Origin of the sequence: Flavobacterium sp. ACAM 123 (assembly GCF_000264055.1) — a bacterium.
Classification (GTDB): domain Bacteria; phylum Bacteroidota; class Bacteroidia; order Flavobacteriales; family Flavobacteriaceae; genus Flavobacterium.
The window spans coordinates 1-22,905 of record NZ_AJXL01000001.1 but is presented as its reverse complement, the minus strand read 5'-3'; the positions used below and the strand labels follow the sequence as shown (position 1 = coordinate 22,905).

The window sequence follows — 22,905 nt, the reverse complement described above, 5'->3', positions numbered from 1 at the left end:
TTTACTAATCTAAAAATTGTTTATTAATTAAATCTGACACTAATTTTCCCGAAATTAAAGCCGGTGGCACACCAGGTCCCGGAACAGTCAGTTGGCCTGCGAAATAGAGATTACCTACCTTTTTGCTTTTAAGTTTTGGTCTTAAAAAAGCTGTTTGCAATAAGGTGTTGGCCATTCCATAAGCATTGCCCTTATAAGAATTATATTCTGTGACAAAATCGTTTTTACAAAACGATTTTTTAAAGATAATGCTTTTTTTTATATTCTGTTGAGTCAAAAGTTCGAAACGATCTATTATCTTATCGAAATACTGCTCTCTCAACTCTTCCGTATCATTAATTCCAGGTGCTAAAGGGACCAGAAAAAAACCAGACTCCATTCCTTCAGGAGCTGCGGTTTTATCTGTTAGAGAAGGAAAGTTAGCATAAAACAAGGGCTCCTTCGGCCATTGGGGCTCATCATAAATATCTTTTGCATGCTGATAAAAATCAACGTCAAAAAACAGGGCGTGATGCGATATGTTTTCAATTTTTTTATCAAAACCAACGTAGAACAATAACGATGAAGGAGCAAAAACACGACTTTCCCAATATTTTTCTGAATAGGCTCGATACTCTTTGTCTAATAGTGTTTCAGTATGGTGATAATCAGCACCGCTTAAGACTAAATCTGAAGTAATCGTTACTCCATTAACGACAATTGCCGTTGCTATTTTATTTTCTACAATGATTTTCTCAATATTCGAATTAGTATGAAACGTTACTCCCAGTTCTGTTGCCAGACTTTCCATAGCTCGAACTACATCAAACATTCCAGTTTTTGGATGCCAAGTTCCCATTCCGAAATCAGCGTAATTCATAAAACTATAAAAAGACGGCGTATCTGACGGTTTTGCACCAAGAAATAAAACTGGAAATTCAAGAATTTGAATCAGTCGTTCGTTCTTAAACTTCTTGTGTACATCGCGACTGATATTGCTGAAAAATTGTCCTATCTTCTTGGTTGTTTCTATCGTTACAAGTTCTAAAGGCGAAACACCCGGACGGTATACTAAGTCTTTTATGGCAATGTCATAATTGCTTTTCGCCTCCCTTATAAATTTATTTAAGATAGCGCCGCTTCCTTTTTCGATCGATTCAAAAGTAGCTTCGATTTCCGCAAGGTTATCTGCTATTGTAATAAATTCATTTACACCAAAATAAACCCGATAGGCAGGAGACAATTTTATAAGCTCATAATAGTCGGTTGTCTTTTTCCCAAAATCAGCAAAAAAGCGATCAAAAACATCTGGCATCCAGTACCAACTTGGTCCCATGTCAAACGTAAAACCATCTTTTTTCAATTGCCTTGCTCTTCCGCCAATTGTAGCATTTTTTTCAAAAACCTCGACTTCGTGGCCACTTTTTGCCAAGTAGCAGGAAGCGGATAATGCTGAAAATCCGGAACCTATAATTGTAACTTTCTTTTTCTTTTCCATTTGTCTAACAAATATACGACATGATTAAACAAAAACTATATTTTTTCTACTAATTCCGCAATAGAATTGAATACTACTTCTTTGTCAGAGAGATTTTCTTTATCTATAAACTGACTTAACCAGCCCGTGTACCACAACTCAGTGTTACCACCTAATAATTGATCAGCCATTTGCCCTATGTAGCTGTTAACTGCATCTTTATCCGGTTGAACCGTTAGATAAGAAACAAAAACAATGGAGTCGAAATGTTTTTTCATATCCTTTAAGTTGTCAATAGGCATACTCTCTCCTAGATAGATTGTCTTATAGCCTCTCGACAAAATCTCGTAATTCAAATACATTAGACCCAACTCATGTATTTCATTCATCGGCAGTGAAAGTACAAAAACCTTCTCTAATTTGACCGGTTTAACCAACTGAAGTTTTTCGGTATTTAGGAGTACTTTTTGTTTGATTAAATAAGTAATGAAATGCTCGTGAGCAGGAGTAATGGTATCCGTCTGCCATAACAAACCCAATTCTGCCAGCAATGGAATAAATACCTGATGAAAAATTTCCTTGAATGTTTTTTCTTCTGTCAGCCAATTGTAAGTATTCAAGAACAGCTCTTGATCAAAGTTCATCATCGCCATTTTGAAGGCAGTGATGGCATGGTTTTTCGCACTCTTTGAAGATACGATTTCCCTTACCATAATAGGAATTTGATCTTCTGGATAAGAAGAAATTTTGGATATTTTGTATCCATAGTCGTGTAACAACGTAATGTTCAATAGTTTTTGCAAACTCGCTAAGTCATACAATCTGATATTAGTATCTGTGCGCATGGGCTGTAGCACATTATACCTTTTCTCCCAAATACGTATGGTGTGTGCTTTTATGCCGGAAAGGTTTTCTAGGTCCTTTATGCTAAAAACATTTTTTATATTGTTCATTATTTATTCAGATTTATTAAACAAATGTAGTCAATTTATTTGTTATAAATCTGAAAATACGTTAAAAACTATCCATTTATAGGGGCATCCTTAAATGAATTAAGCTTATCCAAATACAAAATTGTTTTCGCATTATCAATACTTCTGGTATACATCGGTTCAAATTTAGCCCCGTAAATTACTTCCTCAAAAGTATAAGAAGTACGAATTGCCACCGTATTACTAAACATATCATCAAATGTTTTTACAAAAACGAGAATTTCACCTTGCGTATTGGCATAATCATCTTTCGTGAATTCGTACAAGGGACTTTCCTCAGTAATGGGGTGCACCAAAGTCCAACTTAAGGGCAGTGCATTTATCTTTTCTAATTCTAAATCCAACGAATAGAATTTGTTAACCATTTTTCCCTCCTCCTCTATACTCATCCCTAGCGTTATTTTAGCCTCTGCATCGGTAAAGTTGGTGTTTTTAAAAGGCGCTAACCGTATCATTAGTCCTGAAACATCTCCGTAAGGTGCAATCACCGCATTGTGTGAAAATTTTAGAAAAGCAGTGGGCCTGCTGAATCTTCCAAAAAATAATCCCGTCGCAATAGCAAAACTCAACAAACCAATCAGCGCCTCAGCAGAAGAAAGTGCACTGGTTAAAAAACCAGTGGGACTAATATGCCCGTAACCGACAGTGGTGAAAGTTTGTGCACTAAAAAAATAAGCCTGACCGAATTTTACCCATTCACTATCCGTACTTGTAATTCCGTCTAAATGTTCGACCCCAATTCCATAATAAACAGTAGCAAATATAAAATTTATACCCGTATAGAAAGCGAGAATAATCAGCATAAACCGCCATACACTCATATCAATCATCGTATGGTACCAGCTTATGCGCTGTAAAAGAGGCATCCCTCGCTTCTCCACGTTAGCACTCCCGTTTTTATTGACAAAACGACCGCCGTAGCTATTAGCATTTGTACCAAAACCTGTATTTTTATCTGCTTTTGCCCGAAGGTTTATTCTTTCTAACAATGCCATTTTTTATGTCTTATATAAAACCAAAATTAGATAAAATTAATTAGCATCCAAAAAAATGTTCCTCAAAAAACTACTGCTATAAATAGCTATAGTAATCCCTAATTCAGCTCGTTTAAATACATGCTAAAAACGAATCGGATACATCATTACACTGGTATTAACACTACACTAAAAAAGTATTAAAAAAAAGGAAGCTACTTTACAAAACTACTTTAGTATCGATTTTATTTATAGCTACTTAACATATAATAAACACTTGTAAAAGAGTCGTGAACCCCTACATTAAATCAGCACCCCCCTAAACTCCAATGCTCTCTCATTTTATTTTTGATACGGTCAAAACTTCTTCAATACCGAAAGAGCCAATAGTCCTGTTTAGCAGTTTAATGTTCTCCATTCCTTACTGAAGCTAATTGCTTGTCCATGAGATCGTTATAATTAGTCATTAAAAAAGTCCGAAACCCACATAAACATCTGTTCTTTTTTTTATAACCAATCAAAAATCAGTAACTTTATGTATAAGGCTAATCTTTTAATTAAAAACTATGTCATGTATAGCGAAATTTTAGAAAACCAAAAGGAAGGTGCAATTTTGCATTCAGAAAAATTGAAAAAGTATAAAAACAGCAATTCAGTTGTTTTGGTAGTACCAAAAGGAGGTGTGCCCGATGGCTATACAATTGCCAAAAACCTAGAACTTCCTTTCGATATTGTTCTTTCCAAAATAATTGGACATCCCTCCAATAAAGAATCTGCCATTGGGGCCGTTTCACTTGATGCTACCCTTTTAGATGACCATCCTAATGTACCTCAGGACTACATAGGAAAAGAAATTGTCCGACTCCAAAACACACTGAGAGGAAAATACAAACTTTATAGAGGTAATAGAAAGCTTATAGTCCTTAAGGATAAAAATGTCATCCTCGTAGATGACGGAATAGCGACAGGAAGCACCTTATTAGCAAGTATCGAAATGTTGCGAAAACAGCATCTCACTAAAATTATTGTTGCGGTTCCGGTCTCACCCTACGATAAAACACCTGTCTTTGAAAAACGTACCGATGAATTTGTCTATTTAATAGCCTCAAAACATTTTAGTAGCGTAGGCAGATTTCACGAAGACTTTCAGCAGGTAAAAGACGATGAAGTAATCCAAATACTGCAAGTCACTTACCTTATTGCTTGAATGTTACACATTAAAATCCACATTTTAAAAGAAAATAAATCATGAAAAAATTAGAAATAAACATTCCCCTAAAGTATGTGACACTAAAAGGAAATTTAATAATTCCCGAAGACGCGACAGGAATTGTTGTGTTCTCCCATGGAAGTGGTAGCAGTCGATTTAGCACCAGAAACAAAATGGTGTCTGGACTGATTCAAAAACAAAAAATAGGCACTTTATTGCTTGACTTATTGACGATAGAGGAAGACAGCGTTTACGAAAATAGATTTAATATTGACCTGTTGGTCAGTCGATTGATTGAAACGACGGAATGGCTTATGAAAAATAACGAACTAAAGGATTTACCCATCGGTTATTTTGGAGCCAGTACGGGAGCGGCTTCAGCATTGCGAGCAGCTGCTTATTTTGGTGACACCATAAAGGCCGTAGTCTCTCGCGGTGGCCGACCAGACTTGGCGTTAAGCGCGTTGCATCAGGTAACAGCTCCAACATTATTGATTGTCGGCGGCAGAGATGTGCCTGTAATCGAAATGAACAAAACGGCTTACGACGAATTGCATTGTGTAAAAGAAATGAAAGTTGTTTCTGGAGCAACTCATTTATTCGAAGAGCCGGAAAAACTCTTAGAAGTAGCTGATTTAGCAATTATCTGGTATAAAAAACATTTGATCAACAAAAAAGAGTATCATTAAGCTCCCACTACAACGCAAGCAAAACCCAGATAGAAGGATTTTTTTTCGGTCCCCCTAGAAACCTCTACATGCCCAATAAATCTATTCCTTAGACTCATAATTTTTTTTATATTTGACACTAGGAAAAAATATTCAAAATGCTAGACACAAAAATAATTGATGCCCATCCGTATAAGCGCTACAGTAAGACCATTCTTTCTGATAAAGAAATTCGGGAGCGCTCCCAATTCTTTTATGAAGCCATGGATAGCAGACGCTCGGTAAGGGAATTTTCAGACAGACCGGTTCCCCAGGAAGTGATTGAAAATCTGATAAAGACAGCTTCTACTGCTCCTTCAGGCGCGCACAAGCAGCCTTGGACGTTTTGCGTAGTCGAAAATCCCGAAATAAAAAAACAGATACGCATCGCTGCCGAAGAGGAAGAACTGCAAAGTTATGAATCCCGCATGTCTAGTGACTGGCTGGAAGATCTTAAACCTTTGGGCACAGATTGGCACAAACCTTTTCTGGAAACCGCTCCCTACCTCATTATCGTTTTTAAGCGCATTTATGAATTTGGCGTTGGCGGCAAAAAGAAAAACAATTATTACGTTCAAGAAAGTGTAGGCATAGCCGCTGGTTTTTTATTAGCAGCGATACACCACGCTGGTTTGGTTTCCTTGACCCATACCCCCAGCCCTATGAATTTCTTGACCAAAACCTTGTGTCGACCTGAAAATGAGAAACCTTTTCTATTGATTCCCGTGGGATACCCGGCTCAAGACTGCTGGGTTCCGGATATAAAAAGAAAAACACTTGACGATATTTGTATTTTCTATTAATTGGAACAAAAGATTATCTTAAAAAAAAGTTAGGAGTATGAAGAAATTAACCAAAGAAGATATCAGTCAGGAAGTGTTCGACCTATATGACGACTACGCCCACAATAAAATCGACAGAAGAAGGTTTGTTGAAAAATTATCCTTGTTTGCAGTAGGAGCGCTTACTGTTCCTTCCTTACTAAGCTTTATGATGCCTAATTATAATGATTACCAATTGATTACGCCTCGTGACCCACGATTAAAATCAGAATTCATCACTTATGAGTCCCCTAAAGGAGGAGGAAAAATTAAAGCGCTATTATCCCAGCCAGCTGAAACGACAAAAAGACTACCCGGAATCATCGTAGTACACGAAAACCGCGGACTAAATCCTTATATTGAAGATGTAGCCCGAAGAGCTGCCGTGGAAGGGTTCATCACTTTAGCACCGGATGCCTTATCTCCCTTAGGCGGTTACCCTGGAAATGACGACGATGGAAGAGAATTACAAAAAAAACGCACACGCGAAGAAATGCTTGAAGACTTTATCGCAGCCTACGACTATCTCAGGTCCCATAAAGGCTGTAATGGTCAAGTAGGTGTTGTAGGATTTTGTTTTGGCGGTTGGATTGCCAATATGTTGGCGGTTAAAGTACCTACTTTATCTGCAGCAGTACCCTATTACAGTGGACAGCCCACTGCGGAAGAAGCTGTGCAAATAAGAACTCCGTTGTTATTACACTATGCAGGCTTAGACAGCCGGGTAAATGAGGGTTGGCCAGCCTATGAAGCTACACTCAAAAATAATAAAGTAGAAAACACGGCATATACCTATATGGGAGTCAATCATGGCTTCCACAATAACAGTACGCCCAGATATGATGAAGCTGCAGCTACATTATCATGGATACGAACAATTGACTTTTTAAAAGAAAAACTAAACTAAAAATAGATTATGGCTTCAGGAATTTTTGCACTACTGGACGATATCGCAGCACTTATGGATGATGTTGTGGTGATGAGTAAAATAGCGACCAAAAAAACAGCAGGAATATTAGGGGATGACCTCGCTGTCAATGCTGAAAAAGCATCAGGATTTGTTTCTTCCAGAGAAATTCCTGTTTTGTGGGCTATAACGAAAGGCTCTTTTTTAAACAAATTAATAATCCTCCCGCTCGCTTTTTTGTTGAGTTATTTTGTACCCTGGTTAATCACGGTCATACTTATATTAGGCGCTATTTATCTCGCTTTTGAAGGTGCCGAAAAAATATACGAGTATATTATTCCTCACGAACAAGCAGTCACCACAATTGAAAACAAAATACCTAGCAAAGAGGAAGTATTAACTTTAGAAAAAGGAAAAATAAAAGCAGCCATAATAACTGATTTTATTTTATCGGTAGAAATTGTAATTATAGCCTTAGGTAGCGTAGAAGGAAAAGGCATTTCGACCCAAATTATTGTAGTCACTTTCATTGCTTTCTTAGCCACCGTAGGAGTCTATGGAATTGTCGCATTGATTGTACGAATGGATGATTTTGGTATACTATTAACCGCTAATAAAAACAGCACCTCTCAGTTGATTGGAAAAACATTAATAAAAGCACTTCCGATAGTCATTAAAAGCCTTGCCTTTGTAGGTACTATTGCATTGCTGTTAGTGGCAGGAGGAATTTTCATGCACAAAGTTGCACTATTCCATCATGCATTACAAAATTTACCATCAATAGCAGGTGAATTCCTTTCAGGACTGATTGTTGGAATAATAGCAGTGGCCATTGTAAAAGGATTTAAAAAAATATTTGGCAAGAAAAACGATGCTGTTAAAAATCCAGACACCACTAATTAATGATCACAATTCAACAAATCGACACCAGCAATACTCTTTATCAATTAGAGAGCGATTTAAGAAACCGTATTTTATTGCGCCCCCAGTGGTGTTCCAGACCATGCTTGGGAAATGCACGATGAAAAAGCCTGGCATTTTGTGGCGGTCGAAAGTGATGCCATCATGGGCTGTGTGGTCTTAAATCCTTTAAATCCTGAAAAAACAAAAACTCAGCTGATGCAAATGGCTGTTGAAACCAACCAGTAAGGAAAAGGCATTGGTAAATTATTAGTGAACGAATTACTATCTTTTTGCAAAGTTAATGGAATCAAAGAAGTGGTTTGTCATGCACGAAATAACGCTGTTTCCTTTTATCTGAAGTTAGGGTTTGAAATCTATGACGACCCTTTTACAGAGGTTGATATTCGTCATGAACACATGAGAATTAGCCTTAACGATTAAACCTTTTCTCATTTATTAGCCAAGATGTGCAGTACCAAAAAACAGTAAAATAGCTGAAATTTAAAATCCTTGAAGTACCACGAGAGATAACAAATAGAGTCCTTTTGATGATTTCTACATAGAAATAGCATATATTTATATAGAGAAATATACGTTATTGAGTAATACATAAACAAATTAGCACTAATTATCAAATCCTCAAAATAGAAAAGAAATGAAAGCATTAGTTTATTATGGCGATCATAAAATCGCTTTAGAAGAAAGATCTAAACCAACAATCATAAAACCAACAGATGTAATTGTAAAAGTATTAAAAACAACTATTTGTGGAACAGACTTAGGTATTTACAAAGGTAAAAATCCCGAAATCGAAAGTGGACGTATTCTTGGTCATGAAGGAATAGGCATTATTGAAGAAGTTGGCGCCAGTATATCGCAGTTTAAAAAGGGAGAAAAAGTTTTGATTTCCTGCATTACTTCTTGTGGTTCTTGCGAATATTGTAAAAAACAAATGTATGCTCATTGCACTGATGGAGGTTGGATTCTAGGGTATATGATCGATGGCGTTCAAGCAGAATATGTTAGAATTCCTCATGCTGATAATAGCTTACATAGAATCCCTGAGAGCATTGATGATGAAATAGCCGTTTTATTAAGCGATATTCTGCCAACAGGCCATGAAATAGGAGTTCAATACGGAAACGTAAAACCTGGCGATGAAATTGCAATAGTTGGCGCAGGTCCTGTTGGGATGTCTGTACTTTTAACAGCGCAGTTCTACTCTCCCTCTAAAATAATCATGATTGATTTAGATGACAACCGACTAAAATTAGCCAAAGAATTAGGTGCCACACATACCATTAATTCTGGAACTACAAACGTTGAAGAAGCCGTTAAAGAAATAGTAGGCGGTGATGGTGTAGATGTGGCTATTGAAGCGGTTGGTATTCCTTCAACTTGGGATATTTGCCAAAAAATAGTTAAACCAGGAGCTCACATTGCCAATGTAGGCGTTCATGGTGTAAAAGTAGATTTTGAAATTCAAAAACTATGGATTAAAAATTTAACCATAACTACTGGACTTGTCAATACAAATACAACTCCAATGCTATTAAAAGCAGTTTCAAGTAATAATATGGATATTAAGAAAATGATTACACATCGTTTCCCTCTTTCTGAACTTGAACATGCGTATCAAGTGTTTTTGAATGCTGCCGAAGAAAAAGCGTTAAAAATAATTATTACTAATGAATAAATAATGCCAATATCGTCCATAATTAACAGAATAGAAAAATGATTGTAGCTGCTATAGTATTTATACTACTTGGAATTTTAATAAAATACGGGAAATTCTATTTCCTAATAGCAGGTTATAATACCATGCCGAAAAAAGAACAGGAAAAATATAATATTAAAGGAATTGCATCTGTATTTACAAATGCAATGTTTGGTATGGCTTTGCTAATTATTATTGGTTTTCTTGTAGCAAAATGGTTTAAAAGTCCAAAAATTGAAGATTATACTTTTTGGAGTTCAATACTTATTGGGGTTCCTTATTTGTTAATTCAAGCAAATTCAAAAAAATACAAAATTAAAGAATGACTTGTGAACAGTCCATTTGAAAACTTACTCCAAAAAATAGGTAAACTATGGACCGTATAAGTCTGCATCTTTTGAAAAATATAAATATTTCAATATTCACCCTATAAAAAAAACCACTCAAATCGAATGGCTTCTTCAATATATGCAATTCAAGCTTATTTGCTTAAGTACATTTTTCTTCTGGAGTACAACTCATAAAATTGATCATCTTTCAGGTCATCAATAAACAAAATGCTTTCTCCTGTTGATTTCATCTCTGGTCCTAATGCCTTATTCACATTGTGGAACTTACTAAAAGAGAAAACCGGTTGCTTGATGGCATATCCTTTCAACTGCGGGTTGAATTTGAAATCTGTCACTTTATTGTGGCCCAACATAACTTTAGTAGCATAGTTCACATAAGGCTCTCCGTATGCTTTTGCAATAAACGGTACGGTACGAGATGCTCTCGGATTAGCTTCGATTATATAAACAATTTCGTCTTTTATCGCAAACTGTATATTGATTAAACCTACGGTACTTAAACCTAGTGCTATTTTCTTAGTATGGTCTTTAATTTGTTGCATCACAAACTCACCCAAATTAAACGGTGGCAATGTTGCATTACTATCTCCAGAATGCACTCCGCAAGGTTCAATATGCTCCATAATTCCTATAATATACACATTTTCACCGTCACAAATCGCATCGGCTTCTGCTTCAATCGCACCATCAAGATAGTGATCTAAAAGCAATTTATTTCCTGGAATTGTTTTCAATAAATTGACAACATGTTCTTCCAATTCCTCCTTGTTGATTACAATTTTCATTCCTTGACCACCCAACACATAGGAAGGACGAATCAATAATGGAAAGTCTAATACATCCGCCAGAGCAGAAGCTTCATCAGCTGTTTCTGCAATTCCAAATTGAGGGAAAGGGATTTCTAATTCCGTCAGCAATTCAGAGAAACGCCCTCTGTCCTCGGCTAAATCCAAAGCATCAAAACTAGTTCCGATAATTTTTATTCCGTATTTAGATAATTTTTCTGCTAATTTCAAAGCGGTTTGTCCACCAAGCTGTACAATTACTCCCTCTGGTTTCTCATGTTGGATGATATCATAGATATGTTCCCAGAAAACGGGTTCGAAATACAATTTATCGGCTGTATCAAAATCAGTCGAAACTGTTTCTGGATTACAGTTGATCATGATAGTTTCATAACCACACTCTTGAGCAGCCAATACCCCGTGTACACAAGAATAATCAAATTCGATGCCTTGCCCAATTCTATTTGGGCCTGACCCAAGAACAATTATTTTCTTTTTATCAGTAACAATGCTTTCATTATCTACATAACGCTCGCCACTCGCTTTTTCTATTTCGGCTTCAAAAGTCGAGTAGTAATAAGGTGTTTTTGCTTTGAACTCTGCCGCACAGGTATCCACTAATTTGAATACACGATTGATATTCATCGTCATTCTTAAAGTATGTACCTGACTTTCAAGACATCGCATCATATGTGCAATTTGTCTGTCAGCAAAACCTTTTTGTTTCGCTTCCAACAACAATTCTTTTGGCAAAGTATCTACTGCGTAAGTAGAAATCTCTTTCTCTAAGGTATAAAGCTCTTCGTATTGTTTCAAGAACCACATATCGATTTTAGTGATTTCATGGATACGGCTCAAAGGAATTCCCATGGCAATAGCATCGTAAATCACAAAAACACGGTCCCAACTTGCAAAAGTCAGTTTCTCTATAATTTGTTCGTAGTTTGTGTATCCTTTTCCGTCAGCTCCTAAACCATTTCTTTTTATCTCTAATGATTGCGTAGCTTTATGCAAGGCTTCCTGGAACGAACGTCCAATACCCATTACCTCACCTACAGATTTCATTTGAAGTCCTAACGTTCTATCAGCTCCTTCGAATTTATCAAAGTTCCAACGCGGTATTTTTACAATTACATAATCTAATGTTGGTTCGAATAAAGCCGAAGTCGATTTGGTAATTTGGTTTTGCAATTCATCTAAATTGTATCCCAAAGCTAATTTGGAAGCAATCTTTGCAATAGGATATCCAGTTGCTTTAGAAGCTAATGCAGAAGAACGAGACACACGAGGATTAATTTCGATTGCTACGATATCTTCTTTTTCGTCAGGCGAAACGGCAAACTGCACGTTACAACCTCCTGCAAAATTCCCGATGCTGCGCATCATCAAAATTGCATAATCACGCATTCTTTGAAATGTTGGATCTGATAAGGTCATCGCTGGCGCTACCGTTATGGAATCTCCTGTATGAATCCCCATGGGATCCATATTTTCGATCGAACAGATAATTACAACGTTGTCATTTTTATCTCTTAAAAGCTCCAACTCATATTCTTTCCAACCCATTAAGGCTTTGTCAATCAATACCTCGTGAATAGGAGATGCCTCTAAACCTCTGGTTAAAAGTACATCAAAATCTTCTTTTTTATAGACAATAGCTGCTCCCGTACCTCCTAAAGTAAAAGAAGGACGAATCACTAACGGGAAACCAAATTCCTGTGCAATTTCTTTCCCTCTAAGGTAAGACGTACATATTTCTGCCGGTGCAGATGGTACACCTATCTTTTTTAGCAATTGTTTGAACTGCTCTCTGTTCTCTGTAATATTGATAGCGTTTACATCGACCCCTATCATTTTTACTCCGAAATCCTGCCAAATTCCTTTTTCATCTGCTTCTAAACACAAGTTCAAAGCGGTTTGTCCCCCCATAGTAGGAAGAACAGCGTCAATTTGAGGATGTGCTTTTAGAATTTCAATTATCGACTTAGTAGTTAAAGGTTTCAGATAGATGTGATCGGCCATGGAGGGGTCGGTCATGATCGTCGCCGGATTAGAATTTATCAAAATAACCTCAATTCCTTCCTCACGGATGGAACGAGCTGATTGTGATCCTGCGTAATCGAATTCACATGCTTGACCAATAACAATAGGACCTGAACCTATAATTAAGACTGATTTTATGGAAGTATCTCTTGGCATTGTATTGAAGTTAGTGTGTTGTGTAGTTGTTTTTAGAAAGGCTAAAGTTACTGAACTTAAACACCTTAAACCTAAACCTTGATTATCTTTTAACGAATAGGTATAAAAAAAGGCGATACTAAAAAAAGTAACGCCTTAAATATGTTTATACAAACATTATTTTTTGTGTCTTGGTTCGCAAGATACAGTCAATTTATGTCTACCTTTAGCTCTTCTTCTAGCAAGAACTTTTCTTCCATTCGCAGAAGCCATTCTGTCCATAAATCCGTGCTTATTTCTTCTTTTTCTTTTCGATGGTTGAAACGTTCTTTTGCTCATTGCTTTGTATCTTTAAAATCTTATTTATATGTCTTATCGTTTTTGAATATCTGTTATCCTAAAACCGAGTGCAAATATACAAAGACTTTTTTTTCTCACAAGTAGTTTTGTAAAAATATTTTCAATTCATTTTAGTATATTTGCGTTCTTAAAACAATCATACTATGTTTCACAAGAATATTAAACTTTTTATCGCCGGACTTATCGTAATTACTGGCATTTGGCAATTTACTGAAAACAATATCGGCAATGGGATTTTCCTTATATTATTGACTTCAATTCCAATTTTCCTTTACTTCAAAAATGAATTCATCTTATTGGCGTTCTTGAAACTAAGAAAACAAGATTTTGAGGGAGCTACAAAATGGTTGACATTCATTAAAAATCCGGATACTGCCTTGGTAAGAAAACAACAAGGATACTTCAATTACCTACACGGAATTATGCTTTCGCAAACTAATATCAATCAGTCAGAGAAATATTTCAAGAAAGCAATCGAACTAGGATTGTCTATGGATATGGATTTGGCTGTTGCCAAATTGAATCTAGCCGGAGTTGCGATGTCAAGAAGAAGAAAGCTAGAAGCAACTAACCTGTTGAATCAAGCAAAAAAACTAGACAAGCAAGGTATGCTGAAAGAGCAAATCACGATGATGAAAGGGCAGATGAAAAAGATATAATTTATAAAAGGGCAAATGAAATCATTTGCTCTTTTTTACTTTAATTCCCTCTGGGAAAATAAAGCATTAAAAAAACAGCATCTCAGCTTAACTTAATACCCCTTCAATGGAATTTCGATTGTGTATTTTTTATTAGTTGGATTGTCTAATTTTCTATCTCGAAGCCAAGGATTGTGAATCTTCAAAATCTTATAGTTTATCCCCTGTGCTTTGGCAAAATCTGCTAAGTCTAATATGGTAGTGTCCACCTCGATTTTTCTGGTTGGCAACAGCGTATATAATTCTTCATCTGCCAGAGAGAACCCATATTTTTCTGGATTTTTCATAATTTCTTTCAATGCCAAAATTCGGAAGACATAACGGGACGTTTCTTCGGTAAGGAGCAAATCATAATAATTAGATTCTTTCTGAATATCCATTTGTTTGTTTACCCCGCCCATTCCGCCATTATCAGAAGCGGCAGCTAAAGTCCAAGTTCCAAATTTTTCTTTGGCGCGCAACAGATAGCTGCAGGCTCCCTCTGTAGATTTTTCTAAGTCGTAGCGTTCGTCAATAATGTCATTCACTTCCATTCCTCTTTCCTTGGCCGTCTCAGGCATAAATTGCCAAACCCCTCTGGCACCTGCACCAGATACCGCATTGACCAAACCGCTTTCTATAACTGCTAGGTACTTAAAATCATCCGGAATTCCGTTCTTTTTAAGAATGGGTTCAATAACGGGGAAAGCTCGGTTTGCTCGTTTTATTGCTAAAATGGTGGAAGCGTGAAGATTTATATTCACAATCAATTCCCGGTCCAAACGTTCTTTGACATCAGAAATTTTCAGCGGAGTTGCTTCCCCAGCAAAATTAGCCGTTAGCGGAAAGTAACTTGATGCGTATACTTTTTCTTTGTCTATTTTATCTTTAGAATTATAAGTAGACGCAAAAACCAAAAGACCACTTGCCAAAACTATGGTAAGAGCTACGCTTATTCTTTCTATTCTTTTCATTTTTTTTGTTTTAGTCATTTATATCAGGCAGCAACAATCACTCCACACTTGTCTTTGTATCTACAATAATAGCAGCCAAATTAGCATTAAACCACCTGTATTTATTCAAAATCATAATGTGACTCCCTCCTTTTACCACAGTGCAATCTTTAATGTACTTTATAGGAAAGACATCATCCATGTCGCCATGAATATGGATCACGCTTTCATCAACAACTGTTCTTTCCCAAAGGATCACTTTTTCCACGGCCCATTCCAAATAGCCGATATCACGAACCGATAGGAATTTTCTATATAATTTTAATCTATGATTAATCTTTGCACCAAAGGAAAACTTAGCTAAGTTCTCTAAATTTAGAATCAAACTCATCGGAATCAATTTATAAGCCTTAGTACTCTTGGCGATTTTCATCCTTCGAGGGAACTCCAGATTGCTTTTTACACTAGAAATAATAATCACTTTTTTAGTATTGATATGCTTTGCCATTTCCTGAACCAGAATACCACCAAAAGAAACTCCAATTAAAACTGGATTTTCAAGTTTAATTTTTTCGGCAATTCTCTTAGCATACTCGTCCAAAGATTCATTAGCTCTAGGAATTTCCCATTCTAAAAGATGTACTTCAAAATCAGCAACCGGAAGTTGTATTCTCTCAAAAATAGCGGTACTGGCCGCTAATCCTGGCATAAAATAAACTGGTATTTTACTCATAATTGTGTTTCCTAATTTTACAGCGGATTGAAGTCTAATTATTACAAATTTTTATAAAATTAATTTTTTTATTGAAACCAACTTCGAATCTACCTTTATATTAGCATTAAATTATGAACGCCATACTTTAGAAATCTGAAACTAAAGGCACGGTGGGTCTAGGGCAATCTAAGATAAAGCACTACTCTTCCTTTTAACACTAATATCATTCTCGCCGAATGTGGATTAAAAAGCATAACTCCATTTGCCGCTAAAGTAATAAAAATGGAGAGCAGCCCCAACAAGGACCACGCGAACTATAGCAGATCAATCTGATATAAACAAGTTCAAAAATTAACGTGTAAAAATCCGCTAAACACTCCTATTTACTAATAAAAAAAAGGTTATTCTTACAATATACGTTAAAGTAATTTGATATCGGAAAGCAAAGCGATACCTTTGTAACGGATGCTTCTTTGAAAAACAAACGCAAGAAATACAATACAGGCTCAACAATAAGCTTTTTCTCTCTGCCAATTTTTGAAAATAGCACAACCACAAGAAACCGCATATGCCTCCCTAAAGATGGAGCTTATCTGTTTTATTAGATCAGGTGAATAAGGCTAAACAACCAAAATTTAATAATTGTATATGATTCTAGATATCAGTGATTTTTATTAATTTGGAATAAAACGAACATAAAATCTAAAATACTTTTGGTTGAAATACCAATGAATTCTCAATAATGAAACTTGGGAAAACAATACCCGTTCATAAATACCTAAATAAACAATGCAACAATTTAGTATCATCATGGAAATCAAAGACAATACTTTTGCAAGGCAATTTGAAACTATAGTAGAGCAAGGAGTAGTTTCAGTTGAATATTCTTTTCAGGAAAGAAAAATATTCTTAACAAAAATAAATACCCCAGATCAATTTGACAATGAAGAGTTTGTTTCTCAGTTCCTGTCGGAAATATTGGAAATTGCTATTGAACGAAAATTAAAAGTAGTTCCTATACTTCCAAAAATAGTGGTATTTTTTAAAAAAAATCCTATTTACAAAGAACTGCTTCCTCCGGGAATCAGATTTTAAAAGAAGAGACTGTATCAAATATTGAGCGCAATGACAGATCCCTAAAAGAATCAGAATTTATTAAAAGAGTAGAAAATCTTAATTTTTTTTACTCTTTTTTTTACTCAAAAAAGAGATGTTTAGTTAAAAGACAAGATGCGATTTTTTTACTAAAATATGTAATTACAACAAAAGGCCTACTTTTTCATTGGACTCCATAATTTTAGGGTCTCTTTTCTTCATGTTGACTAGTCTTAAAAAAAAGAAATAACCGCATAACGCTCATTTTGTTTGTTACCTGTATATTTCAAATCCTTTCCTGTTTTAAAAATTTCAATGATCTAAAAAAATATTCTTTTTATAAGGAATGCTACTGTGTGGATCAAAACTACAAAATACAATTGCAATTTATTACTATTTGCATATTTTAAATATTTCATCATAAATTGGTGCGAGTTATAGTACCGTTTTTTATAACAGTTTGATTTCTAGATTTATATATTCAATACGTACAACGACTAATTCAACAATTAATCCTATTGTGGAAATACAAATTAAGATAAAAAAATATCTAACTCTTTCCATTCTTACTTTTTTCTCCCTTGCAGGCTATGCTAAAATCGACGTTTCTATCTCCTTAGAAAAAGCGATTGAGAAAGCAATTGAAAAAAATAGGTCTATCAGAAACAAAAAACTTGAAATTGAAAAATTAAATCTACAAGAAAAAGGGGGCTGGAATAAATACATCCCAACTCTGGAAGCAACCGCAATTTATTTCTATTTTGATAATCGGCTGACGATAGATCTCCCTACTGCAACTATTCCGATACTTAATTACCCCCCAGTCGACGGAAAAATAGCTTTCGATAATTATGGAAATCTATTCAACAGACGTGTAATGGCAAAAATGCTGTTATTTAGCGGTTTGCAAATTCTAAACGCAGCCAAAGCACTTCAATAAAAAGCCAAAGGAACAGCATATCTGAAAAAAGCTGAGAAAGACGGGGTCATAAAAGAAGTCATCAACAGTTTTGATCAGCTCGACTTGCTTAATGAAGTCGAAAAATTAGTAAACGAGAGTGAAAAAAGATTTCAAACGGAAACCAAAAGAGTTACAAGGGCGCTTGAAGAAGGACTTGCCATTCCTTATGACAGAGATAAAATAAAGTTAGCTTCATTAGAATTAAAGTCAAAAAAAATTGAATTAAAAGGAAAACAAAAATTACTCTATAAAAAAATTCAATACCTGACTGGTTATTCCGTTTCTGAGATTGACGCTGTGCACTATGATTTGGTTCCCTATTTGATTATGAGTTTTGGCTTATGGTTGTTGTATTGGCTATTTACAATATGGTTTAGAATACCCTTTTATGACAATTTACTGCCACTCACTTTTATAGCGAAAATATTTACAAACTCCGTCTCTTTTATTGGGGTTTTAGTCAGTATTCTAATTCCCAACCAACTAAAAGCGACCGAAATTCTTATGGTGGTAGCCACTCCCAGTTTTATATTAAGTGGTTTTACTTGGCCTTTAAGTCAAATGCCTGTTTGGGTTCAAGGAATAGCCAATGTTATTCCGTTAACTCATTTTTTAAAAGCATTCCGAATCTTAATTATTGAGAACGGGACATTATCTCAAACCAGCAGTTCAATCTGGAACATGATTATTATCGGTTCAGTCTGTGCCATATTAGCTTATATCGCTTTGTATTTCAAAAAGAAAAACATTCTAAAAACTGAGATTTAATTCCCCCAAAAAGGCATAAGAAACAACTTATGCCTTTTTGCTTTTAAAAATTATTGTCTTACTATTACTTCTCTATATCGCTCATACTCTCCATTTTCTTATGTGCTAAGAATCCGGTGATATCCTCAAAATGCTCTACTACTCTTTTGTTTCCGAATTCAAAAACCTTTGTCGCTAATCCGTCAAGGAAATCCCTATCGTGAGAAACTAAGATTAAAGTCCCGTCAAAATCGCGTAACGCATCTTTGATGATGTCTTTAGTTTTCATGTCCAAGTGATTGGATGGCTCGTCCAAAATCAACAAGTTAACCGGCTCTAACAATAGTTTTATCATTGCTAACCGTGTTTTCTCTCCTCCTGAAAGGACTTTTACTTTTTTGGTCACATCATCTCCATGAAACATGAAAGCGCCAAGGATATCCTTTATTTTAGTTCTTACGTCGCCTACCGCAATATCATCGATGGTTTCAAAAATAGTAGCATTCTCATTTAATAAAGAAGCTTGATTTTGGGCAAAATACCCAATTTGCGCATTATGACCAATCTCAAGACTTCCTGCATCAATGCCTATCTCTTTCATGATAGCTTTAATCATGGTCGACTTCCCTTCTCCGTTTTTCCCAACGAAAGCCACTTTCTCGCCTCTTTCAATAACAATATTCGCATTCTTGAAAACCACATGATCTCCATATGCTTTCGTCAAGTCCTTTACAATTACTGGATATTGACCCGAACGAACTGTAGCAGGAAATTTTAATTTTAACGAAGAATTATCTACTTCATCCACCTGTACTATCACTAACTTCTCTAACATCTTAACCCTTGATTGAACAGCATCAGTCTTAGAAAACGTTCCTTTGAAACGATCAATAAAAGTTCTATTGTCTGCAATCATTCGTTGTTGTTCATCATATGCTTTTTGCTGATGAACCCGTCTGTCTTTACGCAACTCTAAATAATGAGAATACTTGGCTTTATAATCATAGATGCGCCCCATAGTAACTTCTATGGTACGATTCGTAATATTATCAACAAATGTCCTATCGTGAGAAATGACTACAACTGCTTTGGCCGAATTAATTAAGAAATCTTCTAACCATTGAATACTTTCAATATCCATATGATTAGTAGGCTCATCCAATAAAATTAAATCCGGTTTTTGCAAAAGGATCTTAGCCAACTCAATTCGCATTCTCCATCCTCCTGAAAACTCAGTAGTTTGTCTTGTAAAATCTTCTCGAACGAACCCCAGACCTATTAATATTTTCTCTACTTCAGCTTCATAATTTACTTCTTCAATGGCATAGAATTTTTCACTTAAGTCAGAAACGCGTTCAATCAACTTCATATAGGCATCACTTTCATAATCTGTACGAATCGTCAATTGCTCGTTGATTTCGTCGATATCAGCTTTCATACCGAAAATTTCGCCAAATGCCTTAGAAGCTTCTTCCATAACGGTAGCTCCATCAGTAGCCAATAAATGCTGAGGCAAATAAGCCACGACAGCCTCTTTTGGCGCAGATATATTTCCTGTTGACGGTTTGCTTTGACCAGCAATAATTTTAAGAAGCGTTGACTTTCCTGCCCCATTTTTACCCATAAGGGCAATCTTATCATTTTCATTAATAGCAAAAGAGACGTCGCTAAAAAGAGTGGTTCCACCAAACTGTACTGAAATATCGTTAACTGTAATCATTGAATCTTAAAATTAGAGGTTAGAAGTTAGAAATTAGATGATTTCTAAGGACTAAATTTTGAAAGGGCAAAGATAGATTAAATAGAGGCTTTTCCAATTTAGAAATTTTGAAGATGTTACTTATGAAACTTGCACTCATAAAAACTAGTATTCCCGTTTTTAAATAGAATTGTAGAAACTATCGTAGTAAAAGCAGAATTGCCCTCAAAATTAGATAGGAGAGAAGACGTCGTAATTTATTTATTTTGCAGAGTAAAAAACCACCATAAGTGCTATACGTTTTATCAGCCCCTTATCACGTCTCAAAAATTTGGAGATTTCTGATTTCTAGTTAACTTTGTAACTTATTTTATAATCGCTAACAACTGTTCTTGTATAAGGCTTCTTAAAATTTAATCGCACTGACATTGTTACACAAAACGAATACTATTCGTTTCAATGATCATGCTATAAAAGACCCTTTTTGCTCTCTGAACTAATTTCATCTTGATGAAGTCGTAAATCCATGCCAAACCTGGCTTAGCTTTATCGTACTATATTATTTTAATTAGCTGCTGCAGCTTACCCGTTCTCAATTTCATTTTCTACCTCGTGAATTGTAGTCCCTTTTCTAGACGAAATTCGCTCATCAGCCTCTTTAACGATACTGAGATAATCCGTTTTCTCAGGAAGACATCCATTTTTGAAGTTTACTCTTATCTTTAACATAGGGTAGCTAGTCTATTCTACATTTCTTACCGATCTATCTGTAACCGCAGGTCATTTGTACTACGCTTACAAAATTAACACGCAATCAAAAAACAGCAAGATTGAGCTTTTTTTAACGGACGACTAATTACACTACAACACACGAGAATAAAGGATAGATTCGTTTGATAATAAATAGTTTGCTTGCTACAAAACAAAAGCTTCTAAAAACAGAATAAAAATTCGGTTTCTAGAAGCTTTCAAAGTGAGTAGTGAAAAAGAACTACTCTTCTTTATTTTTACCTATCGTATTCCAAATATGGGCATTAGACACCCCAATATCTTCTGGATTAAAAACAGGATCTTTTCCTGCTTTCCGCTGCTTTTCGTAATCCTTCAATGCAAGCAATGCCGGCTTTTGTAGAAGCAGAATAGCAATAATATTAAACCAAGCCATTAATCCAACTCCTAGATCCCCAATATTCCAAGCTAATTTGGCTTGGTTGATAGAACCATACATAATCACTACCATCATTAATACTTTAAGCAAATGGTTGTAAATAGGCGATTTTAAATTCCTTGTCAAATAAGAGATATTTGTTTCAGCAATATAATAATAGGCTAACATCGTTGTGAATGCAAAGAAAAACAATGCAATAGCTACAAAGTAAGAACCAAAACCAGGAAAAACGCTATCCATCGCCGCTTGTGTAAATCCAGGGCCAGCAGAAACACTTTCTGCTCCTTGGTATAAAAACTGGGTGGCACCATCAGCACCTAAAACGGGATTCTGAACATTGTATTTACCCGTTATTAGCAACATGAAACCAGTAGCTGAACAAACTAATAAAGTATCGATATAAACCGAGAATGATTGTACTAACCCTTGTTTAGTAGGGTGGGAAACGTTTGCTGCCGCGGCAATATGCGGGGCTGTCCCTTGACCTGCTTCATTAGAATAAATCCCTCTCTTTACACCCCATTGAATGGCTAAACCAAAAACAGCTCCAAAACCAGCTTCCATATTAAAAGCACTTTTAAAGACTAAAGCGATAACTCCAGGAAGTTGATCAATATCAATCACTATAATTACCAATACAATTACAATATAAATAATGGCCATTATGGGAACGACAAATTCTGTAAATTTGGCGATTCTTTTTACCCCACCAAAGACAATAGCACCAAATATTAAGGAAACCACTATTCCAGATTTCCAAGTGTCTATTTCAAAGGCATTCTGTATTCCGTCTGCGACAGAGTTAGCCTGAACTCCTGGCAGCAATACACCTGCTGAAATAATAGAAACCACGGCAAATAAAACAGCAAACCATTTCACACCTAATCCTCTCTCGATATAAAAAGCAGGTCCACCACGGAATTCACCCAAATGTTTCTCTTTATAAATTTGTGCCAAAGTAGCTTCTACAAAGGCGGTGCTTGCTCCAAAAAAAGCAACCATCCACATCCAGAATAAAGCTCCGGGTCCTCCAAAAGCAATTGCTGTAGCTACACCTGCAATATTCCCCGTACCCACTCTACCTGCCAATGACATTGATAAAGCCTGAAAAGAAGAAACTCCAGATTCTGAACTTTTACCGTCGAACAGCAAACGAAACATTTCCTTAATGTGACGTATCTGTAAAAAACGTGTTCTTATGGAAAAATAAAGTCCTGTTCCTAAACACAAAACGATTAATGCATCACTCCACACAATATCATTTAATATCCCAATAATCTCTTCCATATGTACCTTTCTATTTAACACCCGATACTACATGAATAGTATTCGTTTTATAATTATTTTTTATAAAACTATAACATTAAGCCAAAAAAAACTAACTGTGAAGCATATAAAACTCTAAACATGTTATAATACACTAAAAATCAATTATCAGTAAGAATACTAATTCCTACAAAAAACACAATATTGTGTTAATTCAATTTGATAATTTATAAAAAAGTGGTTTCATAACTTCAATCAAAACGC

The 22,905-nt window shown here is 35.6% G+C and carries 23 protein-coding genes; 13 read left to right on the top strand and 10 right to left on the bottom strand.

Going from position 1 to position 22,905, the window contains the following annotated elements:
- Nucleotides 1-4: 4 nt before the first annotated feature.
- The 3 genes from A3SG_RS0100110 to A3SG_RS0100100 form a co-directional block, all read right to left on the bottom strand.
- Nucleotides 5-1,477 carry a phytoene desaturase family protein gene (locus A3SG_RS0100110; protein ID WP_016987972.1) on the bottom strand — a complete coding sequence of 491 codons (1,473 nt, stop codon included), beginning with the start codon at nucleotides 1,475-1,477 and terminating at the stop codon, nucleotides 5-7.
- A 35-nt stretch (nucleotides 1,478-1,512) separates the two neighbouring features.
- Nucleotides 1,513-2,409: a MerR family transcriptional regulator gene (locus tag A3SG_RS0100105; RefSeq protein WP_016987971.1), complete on the bottom strand. Its 897-nt coding sequence runs from the start codon at nucleotides 2,407-2,409 to the stop codon at nucleotides 1,513-1,515.
- A 68-nt stretch (nucleotides 2,410-2,477) separates the two neighbouring features.
- Nucleotides 2,478-3,443: an ion channel gene (locus A3SG_RS0100100; protein ID WP_016987970.1), complete on the bottom strand. Its 966-nt coding sequence runs from the start codon at nucleotides 3,441-3,443 to the stop codon at nucleotides 2,478-2,480.
- 550 nt (nucleotides 3,444-3,993) lie between these two features.
- Here A3SG_RS0100100 and A3SG_RS0100095 point away from each other — a divergent pair.
- The 9 genes from A3SG_RS0100095 (at nucleotide 3,994) to A3SG_RS0100055 (ending at nucleotide 10,013) form a co-directional block, all read left to right on the top strand.
- Nucleotides 3,994-4,629, top strand: a complete 636-nt coding sequence (locus tag A3SG_RS0100095; protein WP_035663070.1) for a phosphoribosyltransferase — start codon at nucleotides 3,994-3,996, stop codon at nucleotides 4,627-4,629.
- 41 nt (nucleotides 4,630-4,670) lie between these two features.
- Nucleotides 4,671-5,321: a dienelactone hydrolase family protein gene (locus A3SG_RS0100090; RefSeq protein ID WP_016987968.1), complete on the top strand. Its 651-nt coding sequence runs from the start codon at nucleotides 4,671-4,673 to the stop codon at nucleotides 5,319-5,321.
- Between the two features lie 137 nt (nucleotides 5,322-5,458).
- On the top strand, nucleotides 5,459-6,142 hold the full coding sequence (locus tag A3SG_RS0100080; protein ID WP_016987966.1) for a nitroreductase family protein: 684 nt from the start codon (nucleotides 5,459-5,461) through the stop codon (nucleotides 6,140-6,142).
- Nucleotides 6,143-6,179: 37 nt separating this feature from the next.
- The gene (locus tag A3SG_RS0100075) at nucleotides 6,180-7,067 is read left to right on the top strand and encodes a dienelactone hydrolase family protein (protein ID WP_016987965.1); all 888 of its coding nucleotides are present in this window, start codon (nucleotides 6,180-6,182) and stop codon (nucleotides 7,065-7,067) included.
- A gap of 9 nt (nucleotides 7,068-7,076) precedes the next feature.
- Entirely contained in the window at nucleotides 7,077-7,970 is an 894-nt protein-coding gene (locus A3SG_RS0100070) for a DUF808 domain-containing protein (RefSeq protein WP_016987964.1), read from the top strand.
- A gap of 111 nt (nucleotides 7,971-8,081) precedes the next feature.
- The gene (locus A3SG_RS22635) at nucleotides 8,082-8,216 is read left to right on the top strand and encodes a hypothetical protein (protein WP_016987963.1); all 135 of its coding nucleotides are present in this window, start codon (nucleotides 8,082-8,084) and stop codon (nucleotides 8,214-8,216) included.
- Between the two features lie 24 nt (nucleotides 8,217-8,240).
- The gene (locus A3SG_RS22035) at nucleotides 8,241-8,411 is read left to right on the top strand and encodes a GNAT family N-acetyltransferase (protein ID WP_232226215.1); all 171 of its coding nucleotides are present in this window, start codon (nucleotides 8,241-8,243) and stop codon (nucleotides 8,409-8,411) included.
- 214 nt (nucleotides 8,412-8,625) lie between these two features.
- Nucleotides 8,626-9,666, top strand: coding sequence for a zinc-dependent alcohol dehydrogenase family protein (locus A3SG_RS0100060; RefSeq protein ID WP_016987962.1), 1,041 nt, complete (start codon nucleotides 8,626-8,628; stop codon nucleotides 9,664-9,666).
- Nucleotides 9,667-9,704: 38 nt separating this feature from the next.
- Nucleotides 9,705-10,013, top strand: coding sequence for a DUF3784 domain-containing protein (locus tag A3SG_RS0100055; protein WP_016987961.1), 309 nt, complete (start codon nucleotides 9,705-9,707; stop codon nucleotides 10,011-10,013).
- A 155-nt stretch (nucleotides 10,014-10,168) separates the two neighbouring features.
- Here A3SG_RS0100055 and carB read toward each other — a convergent pair whose 3' ends face one another.
- Together carB and rpmH are read right to left on the bottom strand one after the other, a co-directional pair.
- Entirely contained in the window at nucleotides 10,169-13,021 is a 2,853-nt protein-coding gene (carB, locus tag A3SG_RS0100050) for a carbamoyl-phosphate synthase large subunit (RefSeq protein ID WP_016987960.1), read from the bottom strand.
- Nucleotides 13,022-13,177: 156 nt separating this feature from the next.
- Nucleotides 13,178-13,339: a 50S ribosomal protein L34 gene (rpmH, locus tag A3SG_RS0100045; RefSeq protein WP_007136275.1), complete on the bottom strand. Its 162-nt coding sequence runs from the start codon at nucleotides 13,337-13,339 to the stop codon at nucleotides 13,178-13,180.
- Nucleotides 13,340-13,503: 164 nt separating this feature from the next.
- Between rpmH and A3SG_RS0100040 the strand changes: the two genes are divergently transcribed.
- On the top strand, nucleotides 13,504-14,019 hold the full coding sequence (locus A3SG_RS0100040) for a hypothetical protein (RefSeq protein WP_016987959.1): 516 nt from the start codon (nucleotides 13,504-13,506) through the stop codon (nucleotides 14,017-14,019).
- A gap of 92 nt (nucleotides 14,020-14,111) precedes the next feature.
- Here A3SG_RS0100040 and A3SG_RS0100035 read toward each other — a convergent pair whose 3' ends face one another.
- Both A3SG_RS0100035 and A3SG_RS0100030 read right to left on the bottom strand, forming a co-directional pair.
- A complete protein-coding gene (locus A3SG_RS0100035; RefSeq protein WP_029596511.1) occupies nucleotides 14,112-15,011 on the bottom strand; it encodes a lytic transglycosylase domain-containing protein in 900 nt (299 codons plus the stop codon).
- 37 nt (nucleotides 15,012-15,048) lie between these two features.
- Nucleotides 15,049-15,723, bottom strand: coding sequence for an alpha/beta fold hydrolase (locus A3SG_RS0100030; protein WP_029596510.1), 675 nt, complete (start codon nucleotides 15,721-15,723; stop codon nucleotides 15,049-15,051).
- 792 nt (nucleotides 15,724-16,515) lie between these two features.
- On the opposite strand from A3SG_RS0100030, the gene A3SG_RS0100025 reads away from it, so the two are divergent.
- The 3 genes from A3SG_RS0100025 (at nucleotide 16,516) to A3SG_RS20980 (ending at nucleotide 18,529) form a co-directional block, all read left to right on the top strand.
- Complete coding sequence (locus tag A3SG_RS0100025) at nucleotides 16,516-16,800, top strand: GNAT family N-acetyltransferase (protein ID WP_016987956.1); 285 nt, start codon at nucleotides 16,516-16,518, stop codon at nucleotides 16,798-16,800.
- A 520-nt stretch (nucleotides 16,801-17,320) separates the two neighbouring features.
- Nucleotides 17,321-17,740 (top strand): TolC family protein, encoded by a 420-nt coding sequence (locus A3SG_RS20595; RefSeq protein ID WP_198008485.1) that lies wholly within the window; start codon nucleotides 17,321-17,323, stop codon nucleotides 17,738-17,740.
- Between the two features lie 84 nt (nucleotides 17,741-17,824).
- On the top strand, nucleotides 17,825-18,529 hold the full coding sequence (locus A3SG_RS20980; RefSeq protein ID WP_016987954.1) for an ABC transporter permease: 705 nt from the start codon (nucleotides 17,825-17,827) through the stop codon (nucleotides 18,527-18,529).
- Between the two features lie 64 nt (nucleotides 18,530-18,593).
- Here A3SG_RS20980 and A3SG_RS0100010 read toward each other — a convergent pair whose 3' ends face one another.
- The 3 genes from A3SG_RS0100010 to A3SG_RS18695 all read right to left on the bottom strand — a co-directional run bounded on the left by A3SG_RS0100010 (nucleotide 18,594) and on the right by A3SG_RS18695 (nucleotide 22,662).
- On the bottom strand, nucleotides 18,594-20,228 hold the full coding sequence (locus A3SG_RS0100010; protein WP_016987953.1) for an ABC-F family ATP-binding cassette domain-containing protein: 1,635 nt from the start codon (nucleotides 20,226-20,228) through the stop codon (nucleotides 18,594-18,596).
- 561 nt (nucleotides 20,229-20,789) lie between these two features.
- The gene (locus tag A3SG_RS21460) at nucleotides 20,790-20,936 is read right to left on the bottom strand and encodes a hypothetical protein (RefSeq protein ID WP_157485238.1); all 147 of its coding nucleotides are present in this window, start codon (nucleotides 20,934-20,936) and stop codon (nucleotides 20,790-20,792) included.
- Nucleotides 20,937-21,198: 262 nt separating this feature from the next.
- On the bottom strand, nucleotides 21,199-22,662 hold the full coding sequence (locus tag A3SG_RS18695) for an alanine/glycine:cation symporter family protein (RefSeq protein WP_016987952.1): 1,464 nt from the start codon (nucleotides 22,660-22,662) through the stop codon (nucleotides 21,199-21,201).
- Between the last annotated feature and the right edge of the window lie 243 nt (nucleotides 22,663-22,905).